Here is a 20,309-nt window from a genome sequence, read left to right on the forward strand (position 1 = left end):
CGGAAGTTTTTGTCGGTGGGCCTCGTTAGCATGACGGGGCATGCCCCGGATACCCTCGAGAACGGCTGAGAGTGAGCTTGTGTCTGACCGTCTGATCGTGCGCGGAGCGCGTGAGCACAACCTGAAGGACGTCTCGGTCGACCTGCCCCGGGACGCCATGATCGTCTTCACCGGACTGTCCGGGTCCGGCAAGTCCAGCCTGGCCTTCGACACGATCTTCGCCGAGGGCCAGCGGCGCTACGTCGAGTCCCTCTCGGCGTACGCGCGGCAGTTCCTCGGGCAGATGGACAAACCGGACGTCGACTTCATCGAGGGGCTGTCGCCGGCCGTCTCGATCGACCAGAAGTCCACCTCGCGCAACCCGCGGTCGACCGTCGGCACGATCACCGAGGTCTACGACTACCTCCGGCTGCTGTTCGCCCGGGCCGGGCGGCCGCACTGCCCGGAGTGCGGCGAGCCGATCGCGCGGCAGACGCCGCAGCAGATCGTGGACCGGGTGCTCGAGCTCGACGAGGGCACCCGGTTCCAGGTGCTCGCCCCGGTCGTCCGCGGCCGTAAGGGGGAGTATGTCGACCTCTTCCGGCAGCTGACCGGTCAGGGCTTCTCCCGGGCGCGCGTGGACGGCGAGACGATCCAGCTCACCGACCCGCCGAAGCTCGACAAGCAGAAGAAGCACAGCATCGACGTGATCGTCGACCGGCTCGCGGTGAAGGGTTCGGCCAAGCAGCGGCTCACCGACTCGGTCGAGACCGCGCTCGGGCTGGCCAGCGGTCTGGTCGTGCTCGACTTCGTCGACCTCCCGGACGACGACCCGCACCGCGAGCGTCGCTTCTCCGAGAAGCTCGCCTGCCCGAATGATCACCCCCTCGCGATCGACGAGCTCGAGCCGCGCTCGTTCTCGTTCAACTCGCCGTACGGCGCCTGCCCGGTCTGCACCGGGCTCGGCACCCGGATGGAGGTCGACCCGGAGCTGCTGGTGCCGGATCCGTCCAAGTCCCTGGACGAGGGCGCGATCCAGCCGTGGGCCGGGCAGAACGTCTCGCAGTACTTCGAGCGGCTGCTCGACGCGCTCGCCAAGGACCTGAAGTTCAAGACCAGCACGCCGTTCGGCGAGCTGCCGGCGAAGGCGAAGAAGGCGCTGCTCACCGGCCACGACAAGCAGGTCCACGTCTCGTACCAGAACCGCTACGGCCGCGAGCGGTCGTACTACACGAGCTTCGAAGGCGTGATCCCGTACGTCGAGCGCCGGCACGCGGAGGCGTCCAGCGACACCGGCCGCGAGCGCTTCGAGGAGTACATGCGCGAGGTCCCGTGCCTGGCCTGCAACGGCGCGCGGCTGAAGCCGATCTCGCTGGCGGTCACGCTCGGCGGGAAGAACATCGCGGAGATCAGCGCGATGTCGATCGACGAGGTCCACGACTTCCTCGTGCAGATGGAGCTGAGCCCGCGGGAGAAGCAGATCGCGGAGCGGGTGGTCAAGGAGATCGGCGAGCGGCTGCGGTTCCTGCTCGACGTCGGCCTGGACTACCTCGCGCTGAGCCGGCCGGCAGGTTCGCTGTCCGGCGGCGAGGCGCAGCGGATCCGGCTGGCGACCCAGATCGGTTCGGGCCTGGTCGGTGTGCTGTATGTGCTCGACGAGCCGTCGATCGGTCTGCACCAGCGGGACAACCGGCGGCTGATCGAGACGCTGGTCCGCCTCAAGGAGCTCGGCAACACGCTGATCGTCGTCGAGCACGACGAGGACACCATCGACCACGCCGACTGGGTCGTCGACATCGGCCCGGGCGCCGGTGAGCACGGCGGCCAGGTCGTCGTGTCCGGCACGGTCGAGGACCTGCGCAACCACCCCGACTCGATCACCGGTCAGTACGTGTCCGGTCGCCGGGAGATCCCGATCCCCGCCGTCCGGCGGCCGCTGACCGAGGGCCGCGAGCTGACGGTGTACGGCGCCCGGCAGAACAACCTGAAGGACATCGACGTCACGGTCCCGCTCGGGGTGTTCGTCGCGGTCACGGGTGTGTCCGGGTCGGGCAAGTCGACGCTGGTCAACGACATCCTTTACACGTCGCTCGCGCGGCAGATCTACGGTGCGCGGGCGGTTCCCGGCCGGCACACGAAGATCTCCGGGATGGAGCTGGTCGACAAGGTCATCCACGTCGACCAGTCGCCGATCGGACGGACGCCGCGGTCCAACCCGGCGACGTACACCGGGGTCTGGGACCACATCCGCAAGTTGTTCGCGGAGACGCCCGAGGCGAAGGTCCGCGGGTACCAGCAGGGTCGCTTCTCGTTCAATGTCAAGGGCGGCCGATGCGAGGCCTGCTCGGGTGACGGCACGCTGAAGATCGAGATGAACTTCCTCCCGGATGTCTATGTCCCGTGCGAGGTGTGCCACGGCGCGCGGTACAACCGCGAGACGCTCGAGGTGCACTACAAGTCCAAGACGGTCGCGGACGTGCTGGACATGCCGATCGAGGAGGCGTCGGAGTTCTTCGCGGCGATCCCGGCGATCTCGCGGCACCTGAAGACGCTGGTCGAGGTCGGCCTCGGGTATGTGCGGCTCGGTCAGCCGGCGCCGACGCTGTCCGGCGGTGAGGCGCAGCGGGTGAAGCTGGCGTCGGAGCTGCAGCGGCGCTCGACGGGGCGGACCGTGTATGTGCTCGACGAGCCGACGACCGGTCTGCACTTCGAGGACATCCGCAAGCTGCTCGGCGTGCTGAGCGGCCTGGTCGACAAGGGCAACTCGGTGCTGGTCATCGAGCACAACCTCGACGTGATCAAGACGGCCGACTGGCTGATCGACCTCGGCCCGGACGGCGGCCGCCGCGGCGGCACGCTGATCGCGGAAGGTACGCCGGAGGAGGTCGCGGCCAACCCGGCGTCGTACACCGGACAGTTCCTGGCCGAGATCCTCGAAGGCCGGGCAGCGAAGCCGAGCGCGAAGAAGCAGGCCGCGAAGGCCGCACCGGCGAAGACTGCGGCGGCGGCGAAGAAGGCTCCGGCCAAGAAGGCGGTTGCGAAGAAGGTCGCCGCAAAGAAGACAACCACCAAGAAGGCCGCCCCCGCGAAGAAGACGGCAACCAGGAAGCGCGTCGCCGGCTGACTCGGTCCCCGGCAGGCGTGCCGCTGAGGCGCGCCTGCAGCGGGGGTCCGAGGCGGGAGCCTGAGCCGCGGGGCAGGGCGGCGGGCAGGGCCGTGCGGCAGGGGGCAGGGTCGTGCGGGTTAGCGGCGGAAGACCTGTTGGAGTAGGTGGCGGAGCCAGGTGCGGCGGGGGGACGGGAGTAGGGCTGCCGGCAGCATGACTGCTGGTGGCTCGGCGAGGGTGACCGGGACCTGGACCATGCGGTCGCCCTGGAGCCAGAAGACGTACGGGCTGCACTGGTCGGGTGCGTCGTGGTAGGTGTCCGCGACGAACTTCGCCAGTTCGTCCGCAGCCTCCTGACCAGCGTCGGCGGGACAGAACGCGACCGTGCTCAACCGCGGTACGCCGAGCAGCACGCCCAGGCCGAGTGACGCTTGGGGGAGCAGGTTCTCCCGGTCCACGACAGCCATCGACACAAGCGGGTCGTCGTCCCGGCTGAGCACCGAGAACCCGTCGTGCTCGATCGGCCGCAGGTCGGAGATCTGCTCCAGCGTCAGCTGCACCGGCGACGGCACGGCCGGATCGCCAAGCCCCAGCATCGACCGGCGTACGACGGTCAGCCGCCGCAGCTCAGCACCGGTGCGGATGAACACCACGACCTCGAAATGGTCCCCGAACGGGATCAGCGCGTCAGCCACCGGCCCGGCCGTCCGGGCGGACCACCCACGCTGGACCAGCAGCGCCCGCTGTCGCTCGGCGACATCGCCGAACCGATGCTCCTCGGTCGCCAGCTCACCCTCGGCGACGACGGCACGGAGCCAGGCCTCGATCTGCTCGGCCCAGCGCTGCTGCGGCACCTGGTTGCACCGATCGATGATCTCGCCGAGCCCGACGACCGCCGACATCTGCAGCGCGCCGCGGCCCCAGCCGACCTCGACCGTGCGTTCGGCGGTGTCGACGACGCAGCCCGGCATCCACATCGGTGCGAGGTCCGCGATCGCCCTCAGAACGGTCGAGTCGTTCGTCGTTCCTGTCATCCCTTGGCCTTCCCCACGCCCAAAGTCTGTCAGGCACCCGGTCGACGCGTGCCCCGGCGGGTCGTGCCGCCCACCGGATTCGCAGCCGATTCACAGCAAACCTTCAAACTGCGGTTCAATCCTGGACGCGTTGAACCGTTCGGCTCATCCGGTCGTTTGACCCGGTATATAGCGTTCAACTACTTCGACCAGCAGGCTCCTGGAGGACCAGATTCATGAGCGATGACACGATGACACCGACCACCCCGCAGCAGACCGAGGCCGTGCCCGGCGCGGCGGCGGACGGTGTGCGTGACCGGAGGACGGTGCTCCGCTGCGCGGCCGTGGCCGCGCTGGTGGGTGCCGGCGCCCCGCTCCTGGCGGCCTGCGGCGGCAGCGACGACGCGTCCGGTGGGGGCGCCTCGACTCCCTCGGCCAGCGGCTCCAGCTCCGCGCCGAGCACTCCGAGTGCCCCGTCGTCGAGCGCGCCGTCGTCGAGTGCGTCCTCGAGCGCTCCGGCGAGCGGCGGGACGGTGCTCGGCCCGGTGTCCGATGTACCGGTCGGTGGCGGGAAGGTGTTCACCGACGCCAAGGTCGTGGTGACCCAGCCGACCGCGGGTCAGTACAAGGGCTTCTCCGCGGTCTGCACGCACCAGGGCAACATCGTCGGCTCGGTCGAGGACGGACAGATCGTCTGCCCGTTCCACAACAGCCACTTCAAGATCACCGACGGCAGCGTGGCCAGCGGCCCCGCCCAATCCCCCCTCCCCGCGGTCAACGTTGCGGTCGAGGGCTCCAACATCGTCCAGTCCGCCTGACCCCATTTGCTGGGTAGACCAGCCAAACTGGTGGGTGGACCAGGCAAATGGGGGGTTCCCCACCCCGAGTCAGGGTGGGGAACCCCCCATTTCATGAGTGGACCCATGAAATGGGGTCCGGGGGTGCGGGCAGGTTGGGTTAGGAGTCGGGGGTCAGGACTGGGCCGGGTCGGCCTTTCCGACGTACAGGAGTTTGTTGGGGGAGGCGTCGCCCGGGTCGCCGACCTTGTCCGGGGTGGAGTTGCCGACCAGGGCCTTCGCGACGTCGGCCGGGGTGGCGTCCGGGTGGTCGGCCAGGTAGAGCGCGATCCCGCCGGCGACGTGCGGCGTGGCCATCGACGTACCGCTCATCTTCGCGGTCGCGTCCGGGTCGGTGATGCCGACCGAGGTGATGTCGACACCCGGTGCGAACAGGTCGACGCACTTGCCGAAGTTCGAGAACGACGCCCGCTGGTCCTGGTCGTCGGTGGCGCCGACCGTGATCGCCGAAGGCTCCCGGGCCGGCGAGCTCAGGCAGGCGTCTGCGCTGTCGTTGCCAGCAGCAACTGCATAGGTGATGCCGGCGCCGACCGAGGCCTTCACCGCCGCGTCCAGCGCGTCGTCCGCGCCGCCGCCCAGGCTCATGTTCGCCACCGCGGGCTTCTTCGCGTTCTTGGTCACCCAGTCGATCCCGGCCACCACGGACTCGGTCGAGCCGGATCCCTTGCAGTCGAGAACGCGGACCGCGATCACCTTCGCGCCCTTGGCCAGGCCGTACGTCGTACCCGCGATGGTGCCGGCCACGTGGCTGCCGTGACCCATGCAGTCGACGCCGTTCTGGCCGTCGCCGACGGTGTCGGTGCCGACCGACGCGCGGTCACCGAAGTCCTTGTGCTTGGCGTAGATGCCGGTGTCGATCACGTAGACGTTCACGTTGTCGGCGGTGGTCGACGCCTCGTACTTCTTGTCCAGCGGCAGGTCGCGCTGGTCGGCCCGGTCCAGGCCCCACGGCGGGTTGTCCTGGTTGACAGTGATTTTCTGGTTCTGCTGTACGAACGCGACCCGCGAGTCGCCGGCGACCTTCTTCGCCTGGTCCTCACTCATACTCGCGGAGAAGCCCTTGATCGAGGCGTCGTACTGGTCCTTGACCTTGACGTCGTAGCCGGCCGCCAGGCTCTGCGTCGTGACCCGGGTCTGGGCCTGCGAACGCTGGCCGTTCAGTACGACGATGTAGCTGCCGGGGATCGCGTTCGAACTGCCGGCGCCACGGATGGACGCAGTAGCCGGTGCACCGGCCGGCTGGGCCGCGCTGCTGCCGGCTGCCGACGCGACGATGCCGGTGACCGCGAGCGCTGAAGCCGCGAGAGCGCCGAAGACGGCGCGCGGCCTGCTCAGGGATGGGGACATGGGCGGAACTCCCTCGAGTCAGCGCAAGGCCTTGTTGCCTCACGCAAAGGTCCTGCACATCTACCCTGGGTCACACGCTAGAGACGTCGCTCATCCCAACCGGGGGTCAAACCGGCCTTATGGGGCAAGCCGCAACACGACTGCAAGGTTCACTGCGTTTGGCGGGACTGGTGGTTGGCGTACTTACGCGCCGCGAACTCGTACGCCTCCTGCAGCAACGGCACCAGTGCCGCCGCCTCGACCGGGTTCACGATCGCGACCCAGTACTGCGCGGCGTAGAACGGATGCGGCATCAAAGTGTTCCGTGCCGTGTAGTCGTGCCCCGAGTCGAGCACCCAGTCGGCGTCCCGATCCGTCGGCACCGGTCCGAACAGCGAGGTGTACGTCGACTTCGTGAGGCCGAGGTTCAGCCGCCACGCGCCGGGCTCGTCGAGCCGGGACACCTTCTCGTAGTGGTCGCCGGTGACAATGGTGGCGAACGGCTGCTGCCGCTCCGGCGGGAGGTCGGCAGCGGGGTCGTAGAGGTAGAACAGGTCGTCCTGGGCCTCGAGCACCCGGACACCGTCGTACGCGCGAATCACCGGATCCAGTTCGTCGATCGTCATACCTTCAAGTCTGTCATTGAAGTAGAAGTAGAAACTTTGCCCGAATTCCGGATTTGTCGGCGACCCGAACTAGGGTGGTTGGGTGGCTGATCCGTCCTCGTACCGTCCCGCTCCGGGATCGATCCCCGACTCTCCCGGCGTCTACCGTTTCAGCGACTCCGCCGGGCGGGTCATCTACGTCGGCAAGGCGAAGAACCTGCGGGCCCGGTTGTCGTCGTACTTCCAGGACCTGGTGAACCTGCACCCGCGGACGCAGGCGATGGTGACGACGGCCTCGAAGGTCGAGTGGACCGTGGTCGCCAGCGAGGTCGAGTCGCTGCAGCTGGAGTACTCCTGGATCAAGGAGTACGACCCGCGCTTCAACGTGAAGTACCGCGACGACAAGTCGTACCCGTGGCTCGCCATCACCCTCAACGAGGACTACCCGCGGGTGATGGTCGGCCGCGGCCAGAAGAAGAAGGGCGTGAAGTACTTCGGTCCGTACAGCCACGCCTGGGCGATCCGCGAGACTGTCGACCTGCTGCTGCGGGTGTTCCCGATGCGCTCGTGCAGCAAGGGAGTCTTCAACCGGCACCGCCAGATCGGCCGGCCCTGCCTGCTCGGATACATCGGCAAATGCGCCGCGCCCTGCACCGGTCAGGTGACGCAGGAGGAGCACCGCCAGATCGTCGACGACTTCGCCGCGTTCCTCTCCGGCCAGACCGCGACGTACGTGCGCCGGCTGGAGAAGGAGATGAAGGCCGCGGCGGCCGAGCTGGAGTACGAGCGGGCCGCGAAGATCCGCGACGACCTGGCCGCGCTGGAGAAGGCACTGGCGAAGAACGCGGTTGTTCTCGGCGACGGCACGGACACCGACGTGATCGCATTGAGCGAGGACCCGCTCGAGGTCGCCGTCCAGATCTTCTACGTCCGCGGCGGCCGGATCCGCGGTGAGCGTGGCTGGATCGCCGACAAGGCGGACGGTACGGCGACGACCGGCGACCTGGTCTCGCGGTTCATCCAGCAGCTGTACGCCGATGACTCCACCGACGCGATCCCGCGGGAGATCCTGGTCCCGACGATGCCCGAGGACGCCGAAGCGCTGACCGAGTGGCTCGAGGGGATGCGCGGCTCCCGGGTCTCGATCCGGGTCCCGCAGCGCGGCGACAAGAAGGCGCTGATGGAGACCGTCGAGCGGAACGCGCTGCAGACGCTGACCATGCACAAGACCAAGCGGGCCAGCGACCTGACCACTCGCAACCAGGCGCTCGAGGAGATCCAGGCCGGGCTCGACCTGCCCGAGGCCCCGCTGCGGCTGGAGTGCTACGACATCTCGAACCTGCAGGGCACCGAGGTGGTCGCGTCGATGGTCGTCTTCGAGGACGGCCTGCCCCGCAAGAGCGAGTACCGACGGTTCGTGATCAAGGGCGTCGACGGCCAGAACGACGTCGCCTCGATCGCCGAGGTCCTGACCCGCCGCTTCAAGCGCCTTCTCGACGACCGGGCCGCGATGTCGGAGGACGAGGATCCGTCGGCGGCGCTGATCGACCCGGAGACCGGCCGGGCGAAGAAGTTCTCCTACGCGCCGAGCCTCGTCGTCGTCGACGGCGGTCCGCCGCAGGTGGCGGCCGCCCGGCAGGCGATGGACGAGCTCGGCCTCGGCGACATCCCGGTCTGCGGCCTGGCGAAGCGGCTCGAGGAGGTCTGGCTGCCGGACGAGGAGGACCCGGTCATCTTCTCCCGGACGTCGGAAGGCTTGTACCTGCTGCAGCGCCTCCGCGACGAGGCGCACCGGTTCGCGATCACACACCACCGCAACCGCCGGTCGAAGTCGATGGTCGAGAGCACGCTCGACGAGGTCCCGGGGCTGGGCGAGGTGCGGCGCAAGACGCTGCTGCGCCATTTCGGCTCGCTGAAGAAGTTGCGTCAGGCCACCGTCGACGAGGTGGCGAATCTCCCCGGATTCGGGCCGCGGCTGGCGGAGTCCGTCGTACTGGCGGTTAACGCTGCCGCAACGAAGGCGGAAACCGGCCGGGCACCGTCGGTCAACACGGCCACGGGCGAGATACTGGGCGACGACGTGCCGGCGCCGGCCGGGGCGCCTGACGGGGACCCAGGGAGAACTGAGAACTGATGGACGACACGGGCGGCAACCTCATCATCGTGTCCGGCATGTCCGGCGCGGGACGGAGCTCCGTCGCCGACGTACTGGAAGACCTCGGCTGGTTCGTCGTGGACAACCTGCCGCCGATGTTCCTCACCACGCTCGTCGAGCAGGTCATCGGCACCGGCGCGGCGCCGCGGCTCGCGGTCGTGGTCGACGTCCGGACCGGCCTGTTCTTCGAGGAGCTGAGCTCGGCGATCCACGACCTGCGGCTGAAGGGATACCGCCCGCTGACGCTGTTCCTGGAGGCGTCCGACGACGTGATCGTGCGCCGGCAGGAGAGTGTCCGCCGGCCGCACCCGCTGCAGGGTGAGGGCCGGCTGCTCGACGGCATCCAGCGCGAGCGTGAGCTGCTCGGCGACATCCGGGCCGGCGCGGATCTGGTCATCGACACCTCGAGCCTGAACATCCACCAGCTCGCCGCGAAGATCGTGAACGCGTTCGGCGACGAGGAGAACGCCGAGCTGCGCGCGACCGTGGTGTCGTTCGGGTTCAAGTACGGCATCCCGGTCGACGCCGACGTGGTCGCGGACATGCGCTTCATCCCGAACCCGTACTGGCAGCCCGACCTGCGCCCGATGACCGGGCAGGACAAGCCTGTGTCAGACTTCGTCCTCGGCCATCCGCTGGCCCAGCAGTTCCTGCAGAACTACGTGGACGTGCTGGACACCTTGCGGAGCGGCTACCTGAACGAGGGCAAGCGCTTCGTCACCGTCGCGATCGGCTGCACCGGGGGTAAACACCGCAGCGTCGCGATGGCCGAGGAGATCGCCCGCAGGCTGCGCGAGAAGGGGTCACCGACCTTGGTAGTCCATCGTGATCTGGGGCGGGAGTGACGCGAGCTACTAAGGTCGTCGCACTGGGTGGGGGACACGGCTTGGCCGCCTCTCTCTCGGCACTTCGCCACGTCACCGACCAGCTGACAGCCGTCGTCACGGTCGCCGACAACGGCGGCTCGTCCGGGCGGCTGCGCCAGGAGCTCGGTGTCCTGCCGCCGGGTGATCTCCGGATGGCGCTGGCCGCGCTGTGCCGTGACGACGAGTGGGGCCGCACGTGGGCCGACGTACTGCAGCATCGCTTCCGCAGCAACGGTGAGCTGCACGACCACGCGGTCGGCAACCTGCTGATCGTCGCGTTGTGGGAGCTGCTCGGCGAGGCGGTCGACGGACTCGACTGGGTCGCGCGCCTGCTCGGTGCGCAAGGGCGGGTGCTGCCGATGTCCGCTGTACCGCTGGACATCACCGCGCGGGTGCTCGGGCTCGATCCGGCGCATCCCGAGGCGATCACCGAGATCCGCGGTCAGGCCGAGGTGGCCACGACCGAGGGGCACGTGGTCGACGTCGCGCTCGACCCGGCCGACCCGCCCGCGTGCCCGGAGGCGCTGGTCGCCATAGCGGAGGCCGACTGGGTGGTCGTCGGCCCGGGGTCGTGGTTCACGTCCGTCATCCCGAATCTGCTGGTCCCGGAGCTGTGCCGCGGACTCGAGCTGACCAGCGCCCGCCGGCTCCTCACGCTCAACCTGGGGGAGCAGAAGGGCGAGACCGACGGCTTCTCGCCCGAGACCCACCTCGAGGTGCTGGCCGCGCACGCGCCGGACCTGCGCATCGACGTCGTCCTCGCCGACACTGGCCACGTGCCCGACCCCGAGTCGCTCCGCCGTACTGCGGAGTCCCTCGGGGCCGAGCTGGTGATCGCCGATATCGCCGACGACGAGCGGGACCTCCACCACGCCCCCGACAAGCTGGCGAAGGTCTACCGCGAGATCTTCAGCTAGTCAGTCGAAGTCGACGTCCAGGTCCATCGGCTGGTTGTAGATCTGCTTGCCGTGGGCGTCGTACCCGTGGACCCGGACGCTCTTGATGTCCGAGTTTCCGCCGGTCCGGCCCCAGATGAAGAAGCCGTTCGAGATCAGCGCCCGGGTCGGGGCGGTCGGCAGGTCGACGACGATCTGCGCGACCCCGTCGGGAACCATCGCGAAGTCGGGCGACTTCGCGAACTTCCCGTCGGCCTGGACCGCGCCCCGGGTGTAGTCGTAGGCGCCCTTCGCCGTCGGCGTCAGCATGTGACACCACGCGTACACCCGCTTGTCCGGCGAGATCAGCACCGCCGTCAGCTTGTCCCCGGTGCCGGTCTTGAGCGCCACCTGCCACGCCCGCGAGATCGGTCCGGCGGCCTTGATCACCGCGTCATCGGCGTTCACACCGCCCTTGTCCAGATCCTTGAAGTAGATCTCGTCGACGCCTTCGCACCGAGTGGTGACCTGTTCGTCGGTCAGCGGACTGACGGGTGGCGCAGCGGCGAGCGGCTTCCCGCTCCCGGGCTCCTTGGTGAGCACGACGACCGGCGTGATCGGCGTCGCGGTCTTCACCGTCACCGACGGGTCGACGGTCCGCGGCGGGGCGACGAACGGCTGGGGTGCGTGGTCGTACACCTTCTTGCCACTCGCGTCGTAGCCCCGGATGCGCTCCAGCGTGATGAGCTTGTCGTCCTTGCCACGGCCGAGGGTGACGAAACCGTCGGTTCCGACCAGGGCCGCGCGCGGACTGCTCTCCCCGGCGAGGTCCATCAGCACCTGGGTCACGCCAGGCACCGGAACCCGGAACCCGTCCTGCAGGGTGAGCGCGTTGCGGTACTGGCTCTTTGCCGTGAAGTTCGCGGTGCTGGTGCGTCCGAGGCTTTCCGGCTTGGTCGGACCGCTCATGGTGCACGTCGCAACGATCGACTGGTCCGGTGACAGGAGCAGCGCGTTCAGCGCGGACTGGTCGCCGCTCTTCACCATGACCTTCCACCGGTCGTTGATCGGACCCGCCTTGTCGGCGGTCTTGTGCTCGAGGTGGGCGCGGCGCTGGTAGGCGCCGTCGTACCGCGAGCAGCGGTTCAGCACCTCGGCATCCGGCAGCGGACTCAGCGGCGGCGCCGGCACGACCGTCTTGCCGGTCTCGTTGTCGATGATGCGGCCGGTCTTCACGTCGATCGTGATGGTCTGGCCCGGCGTACCGGCCGGGCCGGCGCCCTCGTCGCGGGTCGCGGACCAGGTGGCGAGGCCGCCGATGATCGCCGCCGTGGTCAGGACCGCGGTCGATGCGGTCGCGATGCGGGTCCGGCGGACCGATCGCCGGGCCCGGACCAGCAGGTGGTCGACGTCGGTGGTCAGCGGCCGGTCGGTGTCGTCGGCGGCCGTTGCCAGCAGGTGTTCGATGTCGTTGTTCACGGGGCGCTCCTTTCGGTCTGGTCGAGAAGCTCGCGGAGGCGGGTCAGGGCCCGGGAGGTCTGGCTCTTCACGCCGCCGACCCCGATACCGAGGACGGCGGCGGTCTGTTCGATGCTGAGATCGCCGTAGTGCCGCAGTACGACGCAGGCACGCTGGCTCGGCGGCAGCGCGGCCAAGGCCTCGACGACGAACATCCGGTCGTCGACCGAGCCGGCCGGGTCGTCGAGAACGCCGGCCCGGTCGTCGGCGTCGACGAGCCGCTCCCGCCGCCACGGCCGGCGGGACTGGTCGAAGACCGAGGTGACCAGGCACTGGTGGGCGTAGCTGTTCAGCCCGTGCGTGCGGTCGATCCGGTTCCAGCGGCGGTAGACCTTGACCAACGCGTCCTGCGCGGCGTCCTCGGCGCGGTGCCAGTCGCCGCACATCAGGTACGCCGTCCGCCGCAGCCGCCGGATCATGGCGGCGGCGAACTCGGTGAACTCGGCTTCATCCGATGCCTTCATGCGCCTCCTCTCACAATGTCGCCGGGGTAACGCGGTCACCGGGCCGGAAGGTTGCAGACCCCGTAACCGCGGGCGTCCGGGGCCGTTGGTGGTCCAAGGGTCTTTGACATGGGTGGGAGGATTGCCTTCATGGCGATGACAGCACAGGTGAAGTCCGAGCTGACCAGTATTCAGGTGACGAAACCGTGTTGCCGCAAGGCCGAGGTCTCGTCGATCCTGCGGTTCGCGGGCGGGCTGCACCTGGTGTCCGGACGGATCGTGGTGGAGGCCGAGCTGGACAGCGGCGCCGCGGCGCGGCGGCTGCGCAAGGACATCGCGGAGATCTTCGGGCACCCGTCGGACGTGGTGGTCATCTCCCCGTCCGGCATTCGCAAGCAGACGAAGTACGTCGTCCGCGTGGTCCGCGACGGTGACGCGCTGGCGCGGCAGACCGGGCTGGTGGACAACCGCGGCCGGCCGGTGCGGGGTCTTCCGCCGGCGGTCGTGTCCGGTGCGTCGTGCGATGCAGTGGCGGCTTGGCGGGGTGCGTTCCTCGCGCACGGCTCGCTGACCGAGCCCGGCCGCTCGTCGTCGCTCGAGGTGACGTGCCCCGGTCCGGAAGCCGCGCTGGCGCTGGTCGGTGCGGCGCGGCGGCTCGGCATCGGTTCGAAGGCCCGCGAGGTGCGCAACGTCGACCGCGTCGTGATCCGCGACGGTGACGCCATCGGCGCGCTGCTCACCCGGCTGGGTGCACACGAGTCGGTGCTGGCGTGGGAGGAGCGGCGGATGCGGCGCGAGGTCCGCGCGACCGCGAACCGGCTGGCGAACTTCGACGACGCGAACCTGCGACGCTCCGCCCGCGCCGCGGTGGCGGCCGGTGCGCGCGTCGAGCGGGCGCTGGAGATCCTCGGCGACGACGTACCCGATCACCTGCAGGTCGCGGGAAAGCTTCGCCTCGAGCACAAGCAGGCCAGCCTCGAAGAGCTCGGCCAGCTGCACGAGCCGGCTCTCACCAAGGATGCGGTGGCCGGCCGGATCCGCCGCCTGCTGGCGATGGCCGACAAGCGCGCCGCCGACCTCGGCGTACCCAACACCGAGGCCAACCTGACCCCGGAGATGCTCGACCCGGCCTGACCGGATCGTTATCTGAAACGACCCATCCAGCGTCTGCACCTCTGGTTGCATCGTCGCACCACGACGATCGGAGACCGATGGGTACGGCAGAGGACGAGGCAAGGGCGCGCGACGAGCTGGAGCGCGTCCGGACCGAGAACGCCATCCGGGAGATGGAACGGCAGCGGGCTCTGGAGGAGTACCGCAAGCAGCAAGAGCAACAGAACAACAAGATGGTCGCCGACCCGGAGCAGGCCGCGCCGAACTGGCCGGACGACGGGTTCCAGGCGGCTGCGCCCGGCCGCCTCCACGGTGTGAAGGCGGCACTGGCGATCGGTGCACCTGGTGATGCGGCGTTGGCGGCCAAGCTGCTGAACACCGGGCACGCTCCGGCCGGGAGTGCGGCGCCGTCGGCGAGTGCTGACGGTGCGAAAGAGTCGGTCGGCGGTGCAGCACCGGCGCGGGCGACAGGTCCTGCCCTCGGCTACTGAGGTCACCAGCTGGACAACTGGTATTCAACCAACTGCCCCGGAAGGTTTCCGGGGCAGTTGCACGTCCGGGTGGTCTGCTCGGAAGGCTACCCGCGGGTCATGGTGGTCTGATGTGGACGCTACCAGTTGGCCAGGTGGGCTGTTGGGCTAGTCTTCGGGCTGTAGCGACAGTCTTGAAGAGCTAGTTTCGAGGAGACGTAGTCCAGTGACCGTACGCGTAGGTATCAACGGCTTCGGCCGGATCGGCCGTAACTTCTTCCGCGCCGTGCAGGCGTCCGGTGCCGACATCGAGGTCGTCGCCGTCAACGACTTGACCGACAACCAGACCCTCGCCCACCTGCTGAAGTACGACTCGATCCTGGGCCGCTTCCCGGGTGAGGTCTCCGCGACCGACGACGACATCACCGTCAGCGGCAAGAGCTTCAAGGCGTTCGCCGAGCGCGACCCGGCCAACCTGAAGTGGTCCGACGTCGGCGCCGACGTGGTGATCGAGTCGACCGGCTTCTTCACCGACGCCACCAAGGCCAAGACCCACGCCGACAACGGCGCCAAGAAGGTCATCATCTCCGCCCCGGCGAAGAACGAGGACCTGACCGTGGTGATGGGCGTGAACCACGAGCTGTACGACGCCGAGAAGCACACCGTGATCTCGAACGCGTCCTGCACCACGAACTGCATCGCCCCACTGGCCAAGGTCCTCAACGACGCGTTCACGATCGAGAAGGGTCTGATGACCACGATCCACGCGTACACCCAGGACCAGAACCTGCAGGACGGCCCGCACAAGGACCTGCGCCGCGCCCGCGCCGCCGCGCTGAACATCGTGCCGACCTCGACCGGCGCCGCGAAGGCGATCGGCCTGGTGCTGCCGGAGCTCAAGGGCAAGCTGGACGGCTACGCGCTGCGGGTTCCGGTGCCGACCGGCTCGGCCACCGACCTGACCGTCACCGTCGGCCGTGAGGTCACCGTCGACGAGGTCAAGGAGGCCTACAAGGCCGCCGCGGCCGAGGGCTCGCTGAAGGGCTACCTGACCTACACCGAGGACGAGATCGTCTCGACCGACATCGTCACCGACCCGGCCTCCTGCATCTTCGACGCCGGCCTGACCAAGGTGATCGGCAACCAGGTCAAGGTCGTCGGCTGGTACGACAACGAGTGGGGCTACTCCAACCGCCTCGTCGACCTGGTCAAGCACGTCGGCGCCTCGCTCTGACGGTTCCTTAGTCCCGGCCTGTGCCTGGCGCTCGCCGCGCCGGGCACAGGCTTCACGCTTGAGTTGAGGAAAGCTGAACTGTGAAGACCATCGAAGATCTCGGCGACCTGGCGGGCCAGCGGGTGCTGGTCCGGTCCGACCTGAACGTGCCGATCAAGGCCGAGGTGATCGGCGACGACGGCCGCATCCGCGCCTCGCTGCCGACGCTGATCAAGCTCGCCAAGGCCGGCGCGAAGGTGATCGTCACCGCGCACCTCGGCCGTCCCAAGGGCGAGCCGAACCCGGCGTACACGCTGGCGCCGGTGGCCAAGCGGCTCGGTGAGCTGCTGCAGCCCGAGGGCATCACCGTGCACTTCGCGACCGACGTCACCGGCGAGAGCGCCCAGGAGGCGGTCCAGGAGCTGGACGAGGGCGAGGTCCTGCTGCTCGAGAACGTGCGGTACGACCCGCGCGAGGAGAGCAAGGACGAGGCCGAGCGCGGCGCGCTGGCCGACGAGCTGGCGGCGCTGGCCGACGTCTTCGTCAGCGACGGCTTCGGTGTCGTGCACCGCAAGCAGGCCAGCGTGTACGACGTGGCCCGCAAGCTCCCGCACGCGGCCGGCGGCCTGGTGCTTGCCGAGGTCGAGGTGCTGAAGAAGCTCACCGAGGACCCGGCCCGCCCGTACGTCGTCGTGCTCGGCGGCGCGAAGGTGTCGGACAAGCTCGCGGTGATCGACAACCTGCTGGCCAAGGCCGACAAGCTGCTGATCGGCGGCGGCATGGTCTTCACGTTCCTGAAGGCGCAGGGCCACGAGGTCGGCAAGAGCCTGCTCGAGGAGGACCAGCTGGACGTCGTCCGCGGTTACCTCAAGGACGCCGGCGACAAGATCGTGCTGCCGACCGACATCGTGGTCGCGCCCGAGTTCAAGGCCGACTCGCCGGCCACCGTGGTCGCGGCCGACGCGATCCCGGCCGACCAGCTCGGTCTGGACATCGGCCCGGACTCCGGCAAGGCGTTCGCGGCCGAGGTCGCCGGCGCGAAGACCGTGTTCTGGAACGGCCCGATGGGCGTCTTCGAGATGGCGGCGTTCGCCGGCGGAACGAAGGCCGTCGCGCAGGCGTTGACCGAGGTGGACGGCCTGAGTGTCGTCGGCGGCGGTGACTCCGCGGCCGCCGTCCGGCAGCTAGGCTTCGCCGACGACGCGTTCGGGCACATCTCCACCGGCGGTGGGGCGTCGCTCGAATACCTGGAGGGCAAGGAGCTCCCGGGTCTCGCCGTACTGGAAGAGGACTGAGCACCATGGCTGCCCCTGGATCCACAGACGCCCGTACGCCGTTGATGGCGGGCAACTGGAAGATGAACCTCAACCACGTTGAGGCCGTGCACCTGCTGCAGAAGCTGTCGTGGACGCTGCAGGACAAGAAGCACGACTTCGAGCGGGTCGAGGTGGCCGTGCTGCCGCCGTTCACCGACATCCGCAGCGTGCAGACGCTGGTCGACGGCGACCGGATGAAGATCAAGTACGGCGCCCAGGACGTGTCCACCCACGACTCCGGCGCGTACACCGGCGAGATCTCGGCGGCGATGCTCACCAAGCTCGGCTGCACCTACGTGCTGACCGGCCACTCCGAGCGCCGGCAGTACCACCACGAGACCGACGAACTGGTCAACGCCAAGACCGCGAAGGCGCTCGAGGCGGGGTTGATCCCGATCGTGTGCGTCGGCGAGGGCCTGGAGGTCCGCAAGGCCGACGGTCACGTCGACCACTGCGTGGGCCAGATCGACGCCGCGCTCGCCGGGCTCAAGCAGGACGACGTCCGCAAGCTCGTCATCGCCTACGAGCCGGTCTGGGCGATCGGCACCGGCGAGGTCGCGACCCCGGAGGACGCCCAGGAGGTCATCTCGGCGATCCGGGGCCGGATCGAGGAGTCGATCTCACCCTCGGTCGCCGACTCGGTACGGATTCTTTACGGTGGATCGGTGAAGATGGCCAGTGCAGGTGGCATCATGGCCCAACCGGATGTCGACGGCTGCCTGGTCGGAGGTGCGAGCCTTCAGGTGGACGAGTTCGCCGGCATCTGCCGTTACCTGGACCTTCAGTTAGGCTACTCCTCGTGATTCTCGCTTTCTCGATCGTCGTGATCGTCTGCAGCCTGTTCCTCACGCTGCTCGTACTGCTGCACAAAGGCCGCGGTGGCGGCCTCTCGGACCTGTTCGGTGGCGGTGTGTCGTCCAGCCTGGGCGGCTCGTCGGTCGCGGAGCGGAACCTGGACCGGATCACGATCGGTGTCGGTCTGATCTGGTTCGCCAGCATCGTCGCGGTCGGCCTGCTCTACAAGCTCGGCTGAGGGGTCGGTTCCCGTGGCTGGTGGTGGCAGTGCGATTCGTGGCAGCCGGGTCGGTGCCGGGCCGATGGGCGAGGCGGAGCGCGGCGACACCGCGCCCCGGCAGCGCATCGTGTTCTTCTGTGCGAACGGGCATGAGACCGCGACCTGGTTCGCGGTCGAGGCGTCGATCCCGGAGGAGTGGGACTGTCCGCGGTGCGGTCTTCCGACCAGCACCGATGTGAACAACCCGCCCCCGCCGCCGAAGATCGAGCCGTACAAGACGCACCTGGCCTACGTGAAGGAGCGCCGCTCCGAGCAGGAGGCCCAGGAGATCCTCGACGAGGCGCTGGAGAAGCTGCGCGCCCGTCGTGCCCGCGGCGAGGTCATCTTCTAAGCAGTACTGCGTTCAGCCCGGACCAGCGACCTGGTCCGGGCTGAAGCATTTGTGTTGGCGTTTTGTGTTCGCTCCGGTGCAGCGCGCTAGGGTGCGGCATGACGTCGATCGCGCCGCTGCGCTGGACCCCGCCGCCCGCTCCGCCGGTCCGGCACCCGAAGAACGTCGATGTGGACATCGTCGCCCTGCCGGGCGCCGGCCCCGAGGACACGCTGATCGACGACGACGGCAGCGTCCTCACCGGTCTGTACGACGGCCGCATCCTCCGGGTCAGCGCGGACGGCCGGACGATCAGCACGCTCGCCGACACCGGCGGCCGGCCGCTCGGCCTGGAGTGGCTGCCCGACGGCAAGGTCCTGATCTGCGACGCGAACCGCGGCCTGCTGACGATGGACAAGGACAACCGGATCGCGACGCTGCTGGCCGAGATCGACGGCCGCCCGATGCGGTTCTGCAACAACGCCGACGTCACCGAGGACGGCACGATCTACTTCACCGACTCGTCGACCCGGTTCGGCATCGACGAGTGGATGGCCGACCTGCTCGAGCACTCGGCGACCGGCAGCGTCTACCGCCGTACGCCGGACGGTGAGGTCACCCGGCTGGCCACCGGCCGCGCCTTCCCGAACGGTGTCGCACTCAGCAGCGACCGCCAGACGCTCTTCTGGGCCGAGACGGCGACCTACGGGCTGTACAAGCTCGATCTGACGACCGAGTGCGCCGAGCCCGTGCAGATCGCGGCGATCCCGGGGCTGCCCGACAACATCGCGCGCGGATCGGACGGGCTGATCTGGGTCGCGGTCGGCTCGCCGCGCAACGCCGTACTCGATTTCCTGCTGCCGAAGCCGCCGGTCTTCCGCAAGATCGTCTGGGCGCTGCCGGACGCACTGAAGCCCAAGGCCGCGGACGTCATCGAGGTTCAGGCGTACGACGAGAACGGGGGACTGGTCCACGACCTGCGCGCGAAGCACCCCGGCTTCCACATGCCGACCGGCGTCCGCGAGCGCGACGGGAAGGTCTGGCTGGGCAGCATCGGCACCAGTTCACTGGCCACGTTCCCGACGCCGTAGGCTCGCCGCTATGCGTTTCGGGATTGCGATCCTGCCGGAGTACCGGTGGCAGGACGCCGCACGGCGGTGGCGGCAGGCGGAAGAGTTCGGCTTCGATCATGCGTGGACCTACGACCACCTGACCTGGAGCGGTCTGCAGGACTCACCGTGGTTCGGGACGACGCCGACGCTCACGGCGGCGGCGACGGTCACCTCGAGGATCAAGCTCGGCACGTTCGTCACGTCGCCGAACTTCCGGCACCCGTTGGCGTTGACCCGCGACATCCTGGCGGTCGACGACGTCTCCGACGGCCGCTTCCTGTGCGGGATCGGCGCCGGCGGCAGCCTGGACGCGACCATCCAGGGCGGCGCGGACCTCACCCCGCGGCAACGGCAGGACCGGTACGAGGAGTTCGTCCAGCTCCTCGACACCCTGCTGACGACCGACGGCGTCGACTTCAAGGGCGAGTACTACGAGACCCGCAACGGCCGCACGCTGCCCGGCTGCGTCCAGCAACCGCGGGTCCCGCTGATCCTGGCCGGCAACGGCCCCCGCTCGGTCCGCTTCGCCGCGAAACACGGCGACGGCTGGATGACGACCGGCGGCGACAAGACGAACCTCGACACCTGGTTCGCCTCCCTCGCCGACCTCAGCCGGCGCCTCGACGACCACCTCGAAGGCCGGCACCTCGACCGCTACCTGTCGATGGACAACGCGCAGTACACACTCTCGAGCCCGGCCGCCTTCGAAGAGATCACTGCCCACGCAGCCGCCCTCGGCTTCACCGACCTCATCACCCACTGGCCCCGCGCCGAAGGCGTGTACGGCGGCTCCGAGGACGTCCTGGCACAGATCGCGACCGAGATCATTCCCCGGCTGCGTTAGTACGTGGGGAACGGCGGAGGGGCCGGCCTCCTCATTTTTTTGTGGCCCGGGACAGGTTATAGGAAGAGTTTTGAGAAATAAAAGAATAGCCACGGTTTTTACGGCAGAGGCCC

At 68.8% G+C, this 20,309-nt stretch carries 19 protein-coding genes; 14 read left to right on the plus strand and 5 right to left on the minus strand.

The window, feature by feature from the left end; genetic code table 11:
• Positions 1-79: 79 nt before the first annotated feature.
• The gene (gene uvrA / locus ABT313_RS20420) at positions 80-3,103 is read left to right on the plus strand and encodes an excinuclease ABC subunit UvrA (RefSeq protein WP_350855843.1); all 3,024 of its coding nucleotides are present in this window, start codon (positions 80-82) and stop codon (positions 3,101-3,103) included.
• Between the two features lie 119 nt (positions 3,104-3,222).
• On the opposite strand, the gene ABT313_RS20425 is transcribed toward uvrA, so the two are convergent.
• Positions 3,223-4,119, minus strand: coding sequence for a hypothetical protein (locus tag ABT313_RS20425; protein WP_350855846.1), 897 nt, complete (start codon positions 4,117-4,119; stop codon positions 3,223-3,225).
• A 215-nt stretch (positions 4,120-4,334) separates the two neighbouring features.
• Here ABT313_RS20425 and ABT313_RS20430 point away from each other — a divergent pair, with 215 nt between their 5' ends.
• On the plus strand, positions 4,335-4,916 hold the full coding sequence (locus ABT313_RS20430) for a Rieske (2Fe-2S) protein (protein WP_350855849.1): 582 nt from the start codon (positions 4,335-4,337) through the stop codon (positions 4,914-4,916).
• Positions 4,917-5,069: 153 nt separating this feature from the next.
• Here ABT313_RS20430 and ABT313_RS20435 read toward each other — a convergent pair whose 3' ends face one another.
• Together ABT313_RS20435 and ABT313_RS20440 are read right to left on the minus strand one after the other, a co-directional pair.
• Entirely contained in the window at positions 5,070-6,302 is a 1,233-nt protein-coding gene (locus tag ABT313_RS20435; protein WP_350855852.1) for a S8 family peptidase, read from the minus strand.
• A 149-nt stretch (positions 6,303-6,451) separates the two neighbouring features.
• Positions 6,452-6,907 carry a DUF6194 family protein gene (locus tag ABT313_RS20440; protein WP_350855854.1) on the minus strand — a complete coding sequence of 152 codons (456 nt, stop codon included), beginning with the start codon at positions 6,905-6,907 and terminating at the stop codon, positions 6,452-6,454.
• An 82-nt stretch (positions 6,908-6,989) separates the two neighbouring features.
• On the opposite strand from ABT313_RS20440, the gene uvrC reads away from it, so the two are divergent.
• The 3 genes from uvrC to ABT313_RS20455 are packed head-to-tail and all read left to right on the plus strand — an operon-like array spanning position 6,990 to position 10,824.
• Complete coding sequence (uvrC, locus tag ABT313_RS20445; protein ID WP_350855856.1) at positions 6,990-9,020, plus strand: excinuclease ABC subunit UvrC; 2,031 nt, start codon at positions 6,990-6,992, stop codon at positions 9,018-9,020.
• Positions 9,020-9,886, plus strand: a complete 867-nt coding sequence (rapZ, locus tag ABT313_RS20450) for an RNase adapter RapZ (RefSeq protein ID WP_130448361.1) — start codon at positions 9,020-9,022, stop codon at positions 9,884-9,886. The genes uvrC and rapZ overlap by 1 nt, the downstream gene beginning before the upstream one ends.
• Positions 9,883-10,824 carry a gluconeogenesis factor YvcK family protein gene (locus ABT313_RS20455; RefSeq protein ID WP_350855860.1) on the plus strand — a complete coding sequence of 314 codons (942 nt, stop codon included), beginning with the start codon at positions 9,883-9,885 and terminating at the stop codon, positions 10,822-10,824. The genes rapZ and ABT313_RS20455 overlap by 4 nt, the downstream gene beginning before the upstream one ends.
• On the opposite strand, the gene ABT313_RS20460 is transcribed toward ABT313_RS20455, so the two are convergent.
• Both ABT313_RS20460 and ABT313_RS20465 read right to left on the minus strand, forming a co-directional pair.
• Positions 10,825-12,261, minus strand: coding sequence for a hypothetical protein (locus tag ABT313_RS20460; protein WP_350855862.1), 1,437 nt, complete (start codon positions 12,259-12,261; stop codon positions 10,825-10,827).
• Positions 12,258-12,764, minus strand: a complete 507-nt coding sequence (locus ABT313_RS20465) for a SigE family RNA polymerase sigma factor (protein WP_350855864.1) — start codon at positions 12,762-12,764, stop codon at positions 12,258-12,260. Before ABT313_RS20465 ends, ABT313_RS20460 begins: the two co-directional genes overlap by 4 nt.
• A 129-nt stretch (positions 12,765-12,893) precedes the next feature.
• Here ABT313_RS20465 and whiA point away from each other — a divergent pair, with 129 nt between their 5' ends.
• The 9 genes from whiA to ABT313_RS20510 all read left to right on the plus strand — a co-directional run bounded on the left by whiA (position 12,894) and on the right by ABT313_RS20510 (position 20,196).
• Positions 12,894-13,877: a DNA-binding protein WhiA gene (gene whiA, locus ABT313_RS20470; protein ID WP_137256843.1), complete on the plus strand. Its 984-nt coding sequence runs from the start codon at positions 12,894-12,896 to the stop codon at positions 13,875-13,877.
• A 77-nt stretch (positions 13,878-13,954) separates the two neighbouring features.
• Positions 13,955-14,347, plus strand: coding sequence for a hypothetical protein (locus ABT313_RS20475; RefSeq protein WP_350855868.1), 393 nt, complete (start codon positions 13,955-13,957; stop codon positions 14,345-14,347).
• A 205-nt stretch (positions 14,348-14,552) separates the two neighbouring features.
• Positions 14,553-15,560, plus strand: a complete 1,008-nt coding sequence (gene gap / locus ABT313_RS20480) for a type I glyceraldehyde-3-phosphate dehydrogenase (protein WP_137256842.1) — start codon at positions 14,553-14,555, stop codon at positions 15,558-15,560.
• Positions 15,561-15,640: 80 nt separating this feature from the next.
• The gene (locus tag ABT313_RS20485; RefSeq protein WP_350855872.1) at positions 15,641-16,834 is read left to right on the plus strand and encodes a phosphoglycerate kinase; all 1,194 of its coding nucleotides are present in this window, start codon (positions 15,641-15,643) and stop codon (positions 16,832-16,834) included.
• A 5-nt stretch (positions 16,835-16,839) separates the two neighbouring features.
• Positions 16,840-17,658, plus strand: coding sequence for a triose-phosphate isomerase (tpiA, locus tag ABT313_RS20490; RefSeq protein WP_350855875.1), 819 nt, complete (start codon positions 16,840-16,842; stop codon positions 17,656-17,658).
• Positions 17,655-17,888, plus strand: a complete 234-nt coding sequence (secG, locus tag ABT313_RS20495; protein WP_130448352.1) for a preprotein translocase subunit SecG — start codon at positions 17,655-17,657, stop codon at positions 17,886-17,888. Before tpiA ends, secG begins: the two co-directional genes overlap by 4 nt.
• A 13-nt stretch (positions 17,889-17,901) precedes the next feature.
• A complete protein-coding gene (locus ABT313_RS20500; RefSeq protein WP_130385522.1) occupies positions 17,902-18,261 on the plus strand; it encodes an RNA polymerase-binding protein RbpA in 360 nt (119 codons plus the stop codon).
• A 98-nt stretch (positions 18,262-18,359) separates the two neighbouring features.
• A complete protein-coding gene (locus tag ABT313_RS20505; RefSeq protein WP_350855880.1) occupies positions 18,360-19,331 on the plus strand; it encodes an SMP-30/gluconolactonase/LRE family protein in 972 nt (323 codons plus the stop codon).
• Positions 19,332-19,341: 10 nt separating this feature from the next.
• Positions 19,342-20,196 (plus strand): LLM class flavin-dependent oxidoreductase, encoded by an 855-nt coding sequence (locus ABT313_RS20510; RefSeq protein WP_350855883.1) that lies wholly within the window; start codon positions 19,342-19,344, stop codon positions 20,194-20,196.
• Positions 20,197-20,309: the final 113 nt, after the last annotated feature.

The sequence above is a fragment of the Kribbella sp. NPDC000426 genome (genome assembly GCF_040300265.1).
Taxonomy (GTDB): Bacteria; Actinomycetota; Actinomycetes; order Propionibacteriales; family Kribbellaceae; genus Kribbella.

What these genes read in the sequence shown, in the direction of transcription:
- whiA (WP_137256843.1), top strand. Translation starts at nt 12,894, where the DNA reads ATGGCGATGACAGCACAGGTGAAGTCCGAGCTGACCAGTATTCAGGTG.
- ABT313_RS20465 (WP_350855864.1), bottom strand. Translation starts at nt 12,764, where the DNA reads ATGAAGGCATCGGATGAAGCCGAGTTCACCGAGTTCGCCGCCGCCATG.
- ABT313_RS20425 (WP_350855846.1), bottom strand. Translation starts at nt 4,119, where the DNA reads ATGACAGGAACGACGAACGACTCGACCGTTCTGAGGGCGATCGCGGAC.
- ABT313_RS20435 (WP_350855852.1), bottom strand. Translation starts at nt 6,302, where the DNA reads ATGTCCCCATCCCTGAGCAGGCCGCGCGCCGTCTTCGGCGCTCTCGCG.
- ABT313_RS20440 (WP_350855854.1), bottom strand. Translation starts at nt 6,907, where the DNA reads ATGACGATCGACGAACTGGATCCGGTGATTCGCGCGTACGACGGTGTC.
- ABT313_RS20505 (WP_350855880.1), top strand. Translation starts at nt 18,360, where the DNA reads ATGACGTCGATCGCGCCGCTGCGCTGGACCCCGCCGCCCGCTCCGCCG.
- ABT313_RS20510 (WP_350855883.1), top strand. Translation starts at nt 19,342, where the DNA reads ATGCGTTTCGGGATTGCGATCCTGCCGGAGTACCGGTGGCAGGACGCC.
- ABT313_RS20475 (WP_350855868.1), top strand. Translation starts at nt 13,955, where the DNA reads ATGGGTACGGCAGAGGACGAGGCAAGGGCGCGCGACGAGCTGGAGCGC.
- rapZ (WP_130448361.1), top strand. Translation starts at nt 9,020, where the DNA reads ATGGACGACACGGGCGGCAACCTCATCATCGTGTCCGGCATGTCCGGC.
- tpiA (WP_350855875.1), top strand. Translation starts at nt 16,840, where the DNA reads ATGGCTGCCCCTGGATCCACAGACGCCCGTACGCCGTTGATGGCGGGC.
- ABT313_RS20430 (WP_350855849.1), top strand. Translation starts at nt 4,335, where the DNA reads ATGAGCGATGACACGATGACACCGACCACCCCGCAGCAGACCGAGGCC.